Annotated in this window: 7 protein-coding genes; all 7 read right to left on the bottom strand. The window is 57.8% G+C overall.

The features are described from left to right. Window positions 1-60: 60 nt before the first annotated feature. The 7 genes from LOS79_RS02200 to LOS79_RS02170 all read right to left on the bottom strand — a co-directional run bounded on the left by LOS79_RS02200 (window position 61) and on the right by LOS79_RS02170 (window position 13,718). Complete coding sequence (locus tag LOS79_RS02200; RefSeq protein WP_315415951.1) at window positions 61-1,536, bottom strand: beta-N-acetylhexosaminidase; 1,476 nt, start codon at window positions 1,534-1,536, stop codon at window positions 61-63. A gap of 31 nt (window positions 1,537-1,567) precedes the next feature. Continuing rightward, complete coding sequence (locus LOS79_RS02195) at window positions 1,568-4,306, bottom strand: alpha-mannosidase (protein WP_315415949.1); 2,739 nt, start codon at window positions 4,304-4,306, stop codon at window positions 1,568-1,570. 5 nt (window positions 4,307-4,311) lie between these two features. Beyond that, window positions 4,312-5,310, bottom strand: a complete 999-nt coding sequence (locus LOS79_RS02190) for a glycoside hydrolase family 130 protein (RefSeq protein WP_315415947.1) — start codon at window positions 5,308-5,310, stop codon at window positions 4,312-4,314. Window positions 5,311-5,367: 57 nt separating this feature from the next. Next, window positions 5,368-6,687, bottom strand: coding sequence for a glycoside hydrolase family 125 protein (locus tag LOS79_RS02185; protein ID WP_315415946.1), 1,320 nt, complete (start codon window positions 6,685-6,687; stop codon window positions 5,368-5,370). Between the two features lie 586 nt (window positions 6,688-7,273). Then, a complete protein-coding gene (locus LOS79_RS02180; protein ID WP_315421941.1) occupies window positions 7,274-10,438 on the bottom strand; it encodes an alpha-mannosidase in 3,165 nt (1,054 codons plus the stop codon). A gap of 17 nt (window positions 10,439-10,455) precedes the next feature. Continuing rightward, window positions 10,456-12,771 (bottom strand): glycoside hydrolase family 3 N-terminal domain-containing protein, encoded by a 2,316-nt coding sequence (locus LOS79_RS02175; RefSeq protein WP_315415944.1) that lies wholly within the window; start codon window positions 12,769-12,771, stop codon window positions 10,456-10,458. Window positions 12,772-12,800: 29 nt separating this feature from the next. Continuing rightward, window positions 12,801-13,718 carry a carbohydrate ABC transporter permease gene (locus tag LOS79_RS02170; protein WP_315415942.1) on the bottom strand — a complete coding sequence of 306 codons (918 nt, stop codon included), beginning with the start codon at window positions 13,716-13,718 and terminating at the stop codon, window positions 12,801-12,803. Between the last annotated feature and the right edge of the window lie 26 nt (window positions 13,719-13,744).

The raw sequence follows: 13,744 nt of genomic DNA, 5'->3' as shown, positions 1-13,744 counted from the left end.
CCGTCCGGGCTGCTGGAACAGCTTTTTCTGTATATTTACCACTGCAAATTGCTGCTATCCTTAACCGGTGTGACTGGAGTTCCCCAGCCATGCCTTCTCAGCCATCGCCCACAGCGGCCCGCGGATTCCGTCTGCCACCTCGGCTTGACTCTGCGCGTCAGGCTTATCGCTCCAGATGGAGAAGGAGCAGCCGATCAGCTCAGGCGGATATCCCCCGGCATACTCCTGCTTGACTTCCCCGCTCCGCTGCGGGAAGAGGCCGGGATGCCAGGCGCTGCTGATTTTCTCAGCTGTCGGGTATTTGTAGCCCGCGTTCTCACCCAGCACGTAATAGAAATACGCATCATTGAAATTAAGCACCTGATGCCCCTTCGCGATAAATGTCTCCACCGGAGCCATCTGCTCATGCCACTTCGTCCAGTACGTGATTTGAATGGAAGATTTAGGCTGGACCCGCTGAATCAGATCGCCCCGGTACAGCCCGTCATTCCAGGCCCGGACGGTCCAGCCCTTGGCTTCCAGATGTTCAGCGATGCCGTTAAGGTAATCAATATAAGTGTCCACCCCGGTGCCGCCGCTGATATTCAGCACGTTCTCCGCATATTCCGCCAGCTGGGGATACTTGCCGAACTGCCCGAAATCAATGAATTCATCGCCGCCGATATGGAAGTGCGTGCTGCCGGCGAATAGCTCCGCGTATTCGTCAATCAGCTCCAGGACAAACTTGCGGGCGGCTGCATTCGTAATATCCAGTGCACCAAGGGCGGCGTTTCCTTCGGCATCCCGCAGCAGCCATTCCGGATGAGACCGGAGTGCATATCCGAGGTGGCCCGGTGAATCCAGGGAAGGAATGACGGCAATATGATACCTTGCCGCCGTATGAAGGATCTCCTTCACCTGCTCCTTCGTTAAATGTTCTCCGGAGGTGACCTCCGGATGACTCGTGCTCATCAGCCGGAAGCCTTCATTCTCGGAGAAATGCAGTTGCAGCGTGTTCAGCCTGAGCCGGGACATCTCACGGATTCTGTCTGTAATCCACTCTGCGGAATAGAATTTCCGCCCGATATCGATATGCAGCGCCCGCTCGGGCATCACGGGATAATCCGTTATGGTTCCATATTGGATGGAGCCTTGGGCCAACAGCAGCTGCAGAACCGTCCGCAGGCCATACATAATGCCGCTTTCACCGGAAGAAATGATCTGCACATAACTTCCGGTTTGAATGACATAACCTTCGCTGCTGTCATCTTCACCGGTGTCTCCTGTGCCGTTCAGTTCGATGACCAGATCTCCGGGTAATGCCGCATCTGCCTCAGCATGCAGCACCGGCAGAAGATTCGCGGACGGAAGCTTACACCCGGCGAACTCCTCCTGAACAATGCCAACGGTATCCCTCAGCACTGCATTGCCGGCGGACCGGGCATTCGCTGCAATCACAATCCGGGACTGTCTTGACAGTCTCCATTGCTCCCCGGAGGTTGACTTGTACTCTTGTACTCCGGGAACAGGCTGTTCCTGATTTCTTAGCATATCCATCCTCATGGCCCCCCCTATCTTCATCTTGAGATCAGCTCAGCCGGATGCCGGCCGTTGCAATTTCATGTCCGCCAAGCTGAAGCTTCAGTGCTCCTGTGCCTTCAGGCTGCAGCACTTCCCGCCCTGTCTCCAGCACATCGGATTTATAGAAGCCAGCCGCCGCAATATCCGTCTCCAGCTTCAGCTCACAAGGCTTAGCGCTCAGATTGAACCAGCGCAGCAGCAGGTCCCCGCTGTCCGCATTCATCTTGAGCGAGGAGAAGGCTGCCGTATCGGCGGTCCAGCGGACCGCTGAATATACGGCAGGAATACTTCCGCCGTGCAGCTCCGCCTGGGAGCAGGTCCACGGAATCTGGAACTGGTACGCCGCAGCGGCGGCACCGGAGGCCACTGTATCCCCGCTATGCGGGATAAGCAGCATCTCCGCTGAATAATCGCCAAGGCACTGGGCTTCCGGTGTCGGGAACCAGCCCCAGTCGCCCATCTCGCCGACAGAGCGCAGCAGGGTAACGGCAACCGTGCTGCGGCCGTCCCGCAGAATTTCATATTCATGCAGTCCAAGATTGGCAACGGTCAGACCGGCATGCCCGTCGGCCACATCCACAAAAGCCTGCTGATGCTGCGCATTGCTCGGATTCAGCCATTCAGGCGCCGGCTCATTCGGGCGCTCCGCCAGTTCGAACATGGAGTCCACACGGTGGGAGGCTGCGGTAAGATCCGTAGGGAACAGCATCCGCAGACGGTGGTCTTTGGCGGTATTGCTGATGTAGCTCTTCACTTCCAGCCCCTTGCCGCTGCGCTCAAGCTTAAGCACAGTGCGCAGCTTGAGCAGCACTGTAGCTGCGGAGCGCTGCGCCTGCCGCTCCGGATAATAGACCAGCGCCCGCTGTTCTTCCTCCAGCAGAGCATCAGCCGAGGCCGGGATCTCCCATTCATGGATGATCTCCACAGAGGCCCGGTATGAAGTATCTTCAATGATCCGGACCGCTGCCGGTAACCCTTTGGTTGTCAGCGCAGTTTCGCCTGCTGGCTGTCTGTACATATACTCGTTGCCGATATCTCCGGTATTCTCGTACACGCCAAGATCACGGTATACTCTGCCGCTCGGCTTATGCTCCAGCGAGAAGGAGCCGTCTGCCTTAATCTCCGCACGCAGCGTATCGTTCTCCAGGATACGCCCATCCCGGACAAGTGATCCTGCGGTCACGGACACCGCTCCTGCCGCCGGGTGTACCCAGGCATAGGCACGCAGCCCCAGCGCAGGCACATCCGCTGCTTCGAAGGTCAGCTTGACCTTGCGGCAGCTGTACGCCTGCCGGAATCTGTCCTCCGGCAGATCATAGCCGAAGCTCAGCCCCAGATCCTCCACTGAACAAGGAATTTCCCGCCCTTGTTCATCCACGAGCACCCGCCCGTCCAGCTCCACTGCCTGCATCCGCCGGGCGTTCTCGTCCAGCGGCAGGCCGTCGCGCAGGTACAGGCGGGCGGCGTCCAGCTCCACGCTGACAGTGCCCGTGCGGCTCCAGCCGCTGGTATTCGCCACAACGAGCGGAATCGCCTCATCGCCATAACCGGCAAATACTGACGTATCCACCGCCCCGGTGATCGCCTGCATGCTGTCCGCCACGATGCCTTCTGCCATATGGCGGCTCTTATCGAACCGCGTCACCATCTCACGGTGCACCTCGTCCACGCTGCAGCCGCAGATGGAATCATGCGGATGGTTCTGCAGCAGCGTCTTCCACGCATAGGTCAGCAAATGCTGCGGATACTCCCCGCCATGCAGCCTGGCAATTGCGGCCAGCGGCTCAGCTACCTTCTCCAGCAGAGCCTGGCCCCGCTGGTTCAGCTGCTTCAGGTAGACCCGGGCAGAAGCGGTATTGACCAGCGTTCCCCAGCCGTCAGTGCGCTGGCTGCGCAGCTCGCCCTTCACGGACGACAGGCTGCGGCCGGCGAGCGAGGCCTGCACCGCCTGAATATAGTCCGGGAAGTTCGAGTGGACGAAGGCGATGTCCGGGTACAGCTGCTCCGCTGTACGGATCGCCTCCGGCAGATCAAGCTGCAGCGGCTGATGGTCGCAGCCGTTCATGAACAGCAGCTGGTCCGTGGCTGCATACTGCCGGGCATCGGCCAGCTTGCCCTCCCAGAAGCTCTTCGCCTCCTCCGCCCCCGCCGGAATCTCATTGCCGTTCGAATACCAGTTGGCGAACAGGATGCCCAGCACCTTAGAGCCGTCCGGCCCTTCCCAGACCAGCTCGGAGAAGGAGGATTCATAGCCGTCACCGGAGACGGTATTATTGAAGCCGGTCGGCTTCACCCCGCGCCCGAAGAAGGCATTAGTAATGCCCGCCTGCACCATCAGCTGCGGAATCTGCCCGGTCAGGCCGAAGGTGTCCGGGAAATAACCGATTTTGGAGACGGTCCCGTAAGCTCCTGCGTCCTGGTGCCCGAGCTGCAGATTCCGCACATTGGCTTCCGGGCTGGTCAGGAACGCATCCTGCAGAATGTACCACGGACCGATATGAATCCGTCCCTCACGGATATGGCGCTCCAGGCGTGACCGGTTCTCCGGGCGCACCTGCAGGTAATCCTCAATAATAATCGTCTGCCCGTCGAAGAAGAAGCTGCGGAAGTCCGGCTCCTGCTCAAGCTTTTCCAGCAGGCTGTCCACCAGCCGGATGAGACGGAGATGATGGCGCTCATAGGGCAGATACCATTCCCGGTCCCAGTGTGTATGCGAGATAATATGCGCAGTCAGTGATTGGTTCATAGCCGTTATACCTCAGTCTCCAGCGGGAACTCCTCCATATATTGCAGCAGCTCATCCACGGTTGTGAAGGCAAGACCTGTAACCGTATCGGCACAGCCGTAATAGATAGCAATCCGTCCGGTAGCCGCATCGGTCAGCGCAGCGCACGGGAACGTTACATTCGGCACATCGCCGACACATTCATACAGCGTTTCCGGCCCGAGGATATAATTGCGCGAGCGGCCGATCACCTTCCACGGCTGATCCAGATCCAGGAGCGCACAGCCAATCCGGTAGACAAACCCGTTGCAGGTGTTGATTACGCCATGGTAGATCAGCAGCCAGCCCTTGTCGGTTTCAATAGGGATAGGTCCAGGGCCAATTTTCTTCGACTGCCAGGCGGAGGCATCGCCATTGACTGTCCCCATCACATAACGGTGTTTGCCCCAGAAGGTCAGATCAGGGCTTACGCTGTAAAAGATATCGCCAAACGGCGTATGTCCGGTATCGCTTGGACGGCTGAGCATAGCATAATATTCACCGATTTTGCGCGGGAACAGCACACCGTTGCGGTTATACGGCAGGAAGGCGTTCTCTAATTGATGGAAGGTCTGAAAATCAAACGTATACGCCAGCCCGATCGTCGGCCCGTGATACCCGTTGCACCAGGAAATATAGTAGCGGTCACCGATTTTGCATACCCGGGGGTCGTAACGGTATTCCCGCTTGATGATCTCTTCATCGCCCTCAAAGACAATCGGATCATGATTGATCTTCCAGTTCACGCCATCCTCGCTGAATCCGGCAAAGATATCCATACTGACTGATTTCGAGTCACAGCGGAACACCCCGGCGAAGCCGTCCCCGAATGGAACAACCGCCGAATTAAAGACACTGTTGGAGTTCGGAATCGCATTGCGGTTGATGATCGGGTTGGCGGAATATCTCCAGACCGGGCCGCCGGCTGCTTCAGGCTTCTCTTGCCAAGGAATGTTGGGTAAGTTTTCTCCGATAATTTTGCTCATATTCAAGTCTCCTTTGTGTATATAGCTTTGTGTATTGAATTTGTGTATATAAAAGAGTTACAGAATGCCTTCCTGCAGCGCCCGCCAGATCAGCTGGGAGAACAGGCTGTTCGACCAGGCGAACCATTTGCGGGTGAACACAGACGGATCATCCGCCAGGAAGCCTTCATGCATATAACCGGTATCGGCGTCAGTCGCTTCAAGCATGGCGATCACCGCCAGCTTCTCTTCCCGGCTGTCCGCTGTAATCCCCTGCATGGACAGCGCCATATGCCAGATGTAGCCCGGCGGGGTATGCGGACTGCCGATGCCTTTCGCGGCCTTGCCCTCATAATAGAACGGATTCTCCTTGCTTAGTGCAAACCGTCTCGTATTCTGATAGATAGGATCATCATTCTTCAGGTAACCCAGGTAAGGAATGGAGATCAGGCCCGGCGTTCCTGCGTCGTCCATCAGGCAGTAATTGCCGAAGCCGTCCGTCTCATAAGCGTAAATGGGTCCGAACTGCGGATGACGGTAGATGCCGTACAACTTGATGCCGTGCTCCACCTCCTGCTCCAGCTCCTTCAGCTCAGCCAGGAAGTTGAGATCGCGGAAGACCCATTCGGCGAAATCCTGCATCTGCCGCAGCGCCACCACAGCGAACATATTCCCCGGGATGTTGTAATGGAAATCGCAGGCATCGTCACTGGAACGGAAGCCCGACCAGATCATCCCTGTATAGTTGACCGGCATGCCCAAGCCGCTGTTACGGATGGAATCCTCCATAATCCCGTTATTCCGGGTGAAGCGGTACGGGGATTGTTCGCCGTGATGCTGCTCCCGCTTGAACAGATCCGTAATGATCCGGAGCATTTTTTTGAAATCAGCCGTGAAGAAATCTGTCTGCTTCGTCTCCTCCCAGTAGGCATGAGCCAGCCGGATCACGAAGCAGAGCGAGTCAATCTCGAACTTACGCTCCCAGACCCAGGGCGACATCTCCGTTACATCCCCGGCATTCCAGTGCCAGTCGTTGGCCGTTTCGTTGAACGCGTTGGCATAAGGATCTATCAGCACATACTCTGTATGCCGTTTGATCAGCCCGCCGATAATACGCTGCAAATCCGGGTCATTCTTGGCAAAAGGCACATAATGAATGACCTGCTCTACCGAATCACGCAGCCAGCAGGCGGGAATATCGCCCGTAATCACAAACGTCGTCCCGTCCTCAAGCAGCTTGGTTGTGGTCTCCAGCGTGTTCGGGAAACAGTTCTTGAACAGCCGCTGCAGCTTGGGGCGGCGGGCCAGCTTCATATCGGCTTCGGCAAGCACGTTCTGAATGGCTGACGGCAGCGCCAGCTCAGGCATCTCAATCTGGGGTAGTCTGAATTGTTCCAATGTGGTAGTCTCCTTAGCTTTATTCTGTTGATGATATACATGCCGCTCTATCGCGGCCCTTAAGTGTTTATAACAATATCCTTAATCCTGTCATCGTAATTTCAGGCTCTATGATTCTATTGAATTCACCGCTTACCCGCGCGGCAGCTTATTATACGGACATTCACCGCTAAGCCAAATCAAATACGGCGTTAGATCAGGTTATAGAGGACGAATGCCATCTCTCCGGTCAAATCCAACCCAATGCTGACCCTTACGGACATGACTGCCCTTATTCGCTCAAAATAGGCCTTTGGGGCGGTCTTACGGACTCCACGGCCCTTATCCGCCGCTTTTCATGGGCTAACTTCACTTTTCCGGTGAAATAACGGCGCTGGTGTCCTTAAGGCCCGGCACTCGGGTGCCTTTCCGCGGGCTTAACGTCTCTCATGTCCGCAACGCTTAGCCAGTCACTTGCATAAGCGTAAATGACTGGCTACTTTCTTAACAGAGGGCCCTTTCAGCCCATTTATCTGTGCGGCATGCTGGAGCTCACTTATTTACCCACTTACTCCCTCTATCGAAGTCCGAGATCACAGGTTCAAACTTAATCGTGAATGATTTTGACCGTCTTGATCTCGAACGGGCGGAATTCCAGAGTCAGCACTCCGTCTTCAGCCTGCAGCAGCTCTTCCTCTTCCTCCAGCGCATTCGATAAGTACAGCCTGGAATACGGCTGTGGCCAGCTGAGCTTCACCGTTTCACGCCCGCCTGCCGATTCGTACAGCCGCAGAATGCTGCCGCTGCCGTCTTCGGCCGGTTTGACCGTGTCGAGGATAACCTGCTTCCCGTCAAAGGGAATAAAGGAGCCTGCCGCCGGCAGCATGCCGGCAGCTGAAGCTGTGCCTGCCCTTGCACCTGCACTTGAAGCAATGGCAGCAGCAACGGCATAGGCCGGATGATTCAGCTCCGCTGCTTTGCGCAGCGTATGCGCCGTGCGCCAGTCTCCGCGGTGCGGATAAAGGGAATACGTAAATTCATGTGTGCCCTGATCGGCCGAATGATCCGGCCAGCGCGGTGCGCGCAGCAGCGACAGCCGGATCGTGCTGCCCTGAATGTCATAGCCGTACTTGCAGTCATTCAGCAGGCTGACGCCATAGTCATGCTCGGACACATCGGCGAACCGATGCCCGCATACCTCATACTGCGCCTGCTCCCAGCTGGTATTGCGGTGGGTAACCCGCTCCAGCGCACCGAACGGAATTTCATAGGTCGCCTTGCTGGTTATTACATCTACTGGGAAGCCGACCTTCAGCAGCTTGTGGGCTTCATGCCAGTCGGCCGTTGTCTTGAAATCGATTCTCCGGTCGGCATGATACAGGATCAGCTCCTGCCGGATCTCAGACTGGCCGATGCTCCAGCGGAAGAACAGCACATCACAGACCGGACCGGACGACAGCAGCCTGCGCTCCAGAAGCACCGCATCTCCGGCAGGCTGCGCTTCGTAGCGGCTGTCGATATCCCAGGCATCCCAGAGTACCGGACGGTCATGGAAGAAATACAGCCGGTTCGCGCGTTCCCCGGGCTTCACAATCTCCCGCCGGGCTTCCTTGTCGTACAGGCTGATGATTTCACCCCGTTCATTGAAGCTGAGCCGGTAATAATCTGTCTCCCAGCGGTCTTCAAACACCGGCGCTGAACCCGAAGCCGCACGCTGACCGCCTTCAACCGCCGTCTGTTTCTCCGCTCTCACCCATACAGTCTTATACCCGAAGGCCGGAACCTCCGGCACCCGGACACGCAGAAGACTCTGCTCTCCGGCAGCAACAGACTCTGCCGCCAGGCGTCCTTCGTTCTGGTCATATACCATCAACGCAGCATCCTCAGCTTCGTTGTCAACCTGAAGCTCAACAACCATATCCCGGGCCCAGCCCAGGCTGTTCAGTACAACATACGGCCGGCCTTCACCTTCCGCATGGATGCCGGAAACAACGGCCTCCGTGACCGTCTTCAGGCTCTGCTCCCCCAGGGAGAAGACATCCTTGTACTCCTTCTCTGAGGTCTGATAGACCTCGGGAATCGAAGAGCCGGGGATGATGTCATGGAACTGGTTGAACAGAAGCAGCTTCCAGCCGTCATGCAGCGCCTGGTTCACCGCTTCCCGCCCCTCCGGCTGCAGCCGGCCTCCGGCCAGCGTCTGCCACAGCTCGGCCTCGCGGTACAGGATTTCGGCCTTGCGGTTATTGCGCTTATTGCGCGCATGCGTTGTATATGTTCCCCGGTGCAGCTCCAGATACAGGTCACCCTGCCAGAGTGGCAGCTGCGGCTTCGCCTGTTCAATGCCTGCGAAGAAGTCAGCCGCCGTGCTGTAGCCTGAGGATGGCTGGCCCACCATCAGCTCCGAACGGTTGATGTATTCCAGCATCTCCCGCGTAACTCCGCCGCCGCCGTCACCATGTCCGTACAGCAGCATCTGCTCGCTGTGGACAGCTTTCTCACGGTAGGACTGCCAGTGGTCATGGACATCCTTCGGCAGCGTATTCTCGTTCACCCCGTGATTCATGAAGGACAAGAGTGCGGTGCCGTCGATGCCCACCCAGCGGAACAGATCATAAGGGAACAGATTTGTATCATTCCAGCCTAGCTTGGTAGTCATGAAGTAGCGGATCTTGCCGTGCTTCAGGATCTGCGGCAGGGATGCACAATACCCGAAGGTATCCGGCAGCCACTCAATCTCTGAGCGCAGCCCGAACTCCTCCTGGTAGAAGCCCTGTCCGTAGAGCATCTGCCGCATCAGCGATTCACCGCTTGGAATATTAAGATCCGGCTCCACCCACATGCCGCCGACCAGCTCCCAGCGGCCTTCGCGGATCCGTTCCTTGACCTTCCCGTACAGCTCCGGATCATTCTCCTTCAGGTAAGCGAACAGCTGCGGCTGACTCTGGGCATAACGGTAATCCGGGTACTGCTCCATGAGTGCATTCACCGTGGAGAATGTCCGGCTCGTCTTACGCACCGTTTCCCGTGCCGGCCACAGCCAGGCGAGATCGATATGCGACTGGCCGATCATATGAATGAAGCCTTCGCTGTTGCCGCCTATACTCCGTACTGCTGATGCCAGCTCCTGTTCAATACCGGCGATGCTGCCGCCGTTCATTGCAGCCTCCGGCCCCATGAACACAAAGGCATCCATCGCCCGGATCAGCGCCTCAAGGATACGTTCCCGGCGGAAATCCTGCTCCGGCAGCAGCAGCGCCGAATCACGGATAACAGTCGCTGTATACATCAGCGATTGCACCGGCAGGTTCGCCCGTACCAGGGCAGCGGTAACCGAGCGGACCGGCGGCTGGATGACCGCCTGCTTATTCAGCGGGTCATCCGGTTCCGGGATGGGATCATAGAGCTCGATCTCCAGCTCCGGTACCCGGCTGTCGGCTTCCGGGTCGAGGGCGGCAAAGGTATGATTGCGGTCCAGCCCCTGGCGTGAGGCCCCGTTAACCCGCAGCAGCCCTTCTCCGCCGGAGCGGAAGAGGATGCCGGTGTCCGCCCCGGTCCAGCCGGCAGGAATGTCCAGTCTCGTGCGGAAGAAATAGGTGGTTCCCTGAACACTCGGAAACAGGCTGAAGGCCTCACTGCCGTGATACGGCTGCAGCTCAGCGTAATCGCCCGGCAGCCTGTATTCGGTGGAGAAGACCTTCCAGTCCTCAATCGCCCGGTACTCCAGCCATTGCTGCTGCGCTAATTCACGGATAAACCGGTTAATTCGTTCCATATCCATAAGTTCCATGTCTATTCCTCCATAACAACTAGTGCAATATCAAGCGTATCATTGACATTCCGGCCGACCCTGACCCGGAAATCTCCCGGCTCGACCACCGGCTTATATTCCGGTCCGATGTAGCTCAGCTGTTCTGCGCCGATTGTGAAGGAGACGTTCTGCTTCGCTCCAGGCTCCAGAACGATTTTACGGAACCCCTTGAGCTCTTTCGCCGGTCTAGTCACCTTGCTGACAGAGTCGGAAATATACAGCTGAACAACCTCTGCACCTTGGCAGGAGCCGGTATTCTCAACGGTAACCGTAACTTCTGCAGTCCCGTCAGCCGGAATCTCCGCCGGTTCAATCCTGAGTCCGCTGTAGCAGAATTCGGTATAGCTTAAACCGAATCCGAAGGGATAACGGGGATGAGCCGCCCCTTCCAGATAACGGGCACCGCGCGAGCGTTTGCCGAGGTAATACACGGGCAGCTGCCCAGCATCCACGGGCAGGGAAACCGTCAGCCGGCCGGACGGATTGACATCGCCGAACAGGATGTCGGCAACGGCATGTCCGCCTTCCTGGCCGGGATACCAGGCTTCCAGAATGGCATCCGCATGCTCATCAATCCAAGGCTCGGCAACAGGACGACCGTTGATATAGACAACGACCACCGGCTTGCCCAGTGCTTTCAGCTGCTGCATCAGCTCCAGCTGGATGCCGGACAGGTGCAGTGACATCCGGTCGATCCCTTCCCCGCAGTCCATGTCGCTCAGCTCATTCTCCGTAACCTTCGAGGCTCCGGTCCGCAGGTCAATGCTGCCTTCACCGAAGTCCCGCGCGCTGGACCCGCCCAGTACCAGAACGACCGTGTCCGCCCCGGCTGCTGCCTGCATGGCCGGCTCCAGGCCCTCAGCGGACTGGTCCTTAATCCGGCAGCCCGGCGCATAGATGACCCGCTCCGGCTCTGCGGCTAGCTTGCTGCGGATTCCGCCGAGCACCGTCGCCACCTTGCCGGGCGGCTGCGGGGAGGTATAATCCCCGAGCTGGTTATAGCCGGCATCGGCATTCGGCCCGATGACAGCGATCCTGCCGCTGTGCTTAGACAGCGGCAGCACCCCGTCATTCTTCAGCAGCACAATGCCTTCAGCGGCGATGCTCCGGGCCAGCTCCGCATGGTCTTCGCTGCCGATAACCGCCTCCGCCAGGTCCGGGTCAGCAAACGGCTGTTCAAACAGCCCCAGCCTGAACTTCAGGTCAAGCACCCGGGAGGCGGCTTCATCAACGAACGACTCCGCAAGCCGGCCGGAGCGGAGCGCCGCAAGCAGATGCCGGCCGAACATCTCCCCGGACATCTCCATGTCAATTCCCGCCTGAAGCGCCTGCACAGCCGCATCTTCACCGCTCTCTGCCGTATCATGGCCCGAGGCCAGCATATCAATGGCTCCGCAATCGGTAATAATCATGCCGCGGAAGCCCCATTCATCCCGCAGTACATCCTGCAGCAGCTCCTTATTGGTTGTGCAGGGTACGCCGTCAATTTCGTTGTAGGCAGGCATAACCGATGCAGCGCCGGCCTCCACCGCTTTGCGGAAAGGATACAGATCAACCTCCAGCAGCTCCCGCTTGCCGATATGCGCAGGGCCGGCATTCCGGCCGCCCTCGGAGCTGCCGTAAGCGACGAAATGCTTCAGCGTCGCGCCTACACTGGACGCGCTGCTGAGATCCTCCCCCTGTAGCCCTTCCACCGAAGCGGCGGCGAATTCACCGATGAGATACGGGTCTTCGCCGAAGCACTCCTCGGTGCGGCCCCAGCGGGGATCGCGCACCACATCCAGCACCGGCGAATAGGTTACGGCCCCGCCCTGGCTCCGGGTCTCCAGAGCCACGGCCCGGCACATCTCGCGGTACAGGTCCACATTCCAGGTGCTGCCGATCAGCAGCGGCACGGGGAATACCGTCGCCCCGATCGCCATATGCCCGTGCGAGCATTCTTCCCCGATCAGCAGGGGGATGCCCAGCCTGGAATGCTCCAGGGCATAGCGCTGAATGGCATTCACCGCTTCCGCCCCGGCGCGCGGTCCAAGGCCGTTGTCCAGCGTAACTCCCGTCCACGGATCTGCCCGCAGGGTTCCATACAGGGAGCCGATACCGCCTTCACGGATTCTGCGTTTGAATTCTTCGGTCAGCTGCACATGGCCTCCGGCCGCTTCCTCGCTGTCTTGTATATATTCATAGGTCTGCCACCCGAACAGCTGGATCAGCTGGCCAACCTTCTCTTCTGTCGTCATCAGCCCCAGCAGATGCGCGGTCCGCTCCTCAGCAGGCTTTGTACGGTCTCTGTATAACATGTACTCCACACCTTTCTTTGTTTATATTGCTATTCTTTGACGGCTCCCACGGTAAGCCCCTGGATGAAGTAACGCTGGAAGAACGGGTAGGCGAAGATCGCCGGCCCTGTAGCCAGCACAACCATTGCCATCCGCGAGGTATCCTGAGGCATGGAGCGCAGCGCTTCCAGACTAAGTGAGCTGTTCTGTGAATTCTGCAGAATGAACTGCATACTGGTCTCAATCCGCATCAGCAGCGACTGCAGCGGCACCAGATCCGGATTATCTATATAGAGCAGGGCATTAAACCAGTCGTTCCAGTATCCGAGCGTGCTGAACAGCCCAATGGTAGCCAGACCGGGCAGCGACAGCGGCAGAACGATGCTCAGGAAGATGCGGAATTCCCCGGCTCCGTCGATTTTGGCCGACTCCATCAGGGCATCCGGTACGCTGGTTATATAGAAGGTACGCAGAATCATAATGTAAAAGGCGTTAACCGCCAGCGGCAGCACCAGTGCCCAGATGCTGTCCTTCAGGCCAAGCAGCTGAGTCACGATCATATAGGTGGGAACCAGCCCGCCGTTGAACAGCATGGTGAAGAAGGCAAAGAACGTGAAAAAATGACGGTACTTAAAGCTTTTACGTGAAATGGCATAAGCATAGAGTGAAATAAGCAGCAGGCTGACCAGCGTACCGGTCAGGGTTACGGTAAGGCTCACCCCGTAAGCGCGGAGCAGCGTGTCTCCCGAGTCAAAAATATATTGATACGCCAGCGTACTCCACTTGGCCGGAATGAATTGATAGCCGTCCCGTGCCAGCACCCCTTCGTCCGTGAAGGAGATGAGCACCACAAACAGAAACGGGAGAATGCACAGCAGGGCAAAGCCTCCGGCAATACAGTTGAAGATGATATTCCACCAGAGCGGCAGCTGATGGAAGTCGCGCGGTTTCACGGGCCTACCAGACATCGCGTGACCTCTCTTTCCTTCATTTC

Origin of the sequence: Paenibacillus sp. MMS20-IR301 (assembly GCF_032302195.1) — a bacterium.
GTDB lineage: Bacteria > Bacillota > Bacilli > Paenibacillales > Paenibacillaceae > Paenibacillus_AQ.
This window is presented reverse-complemented; position numbering and strand designations above follow the sequence as displayed.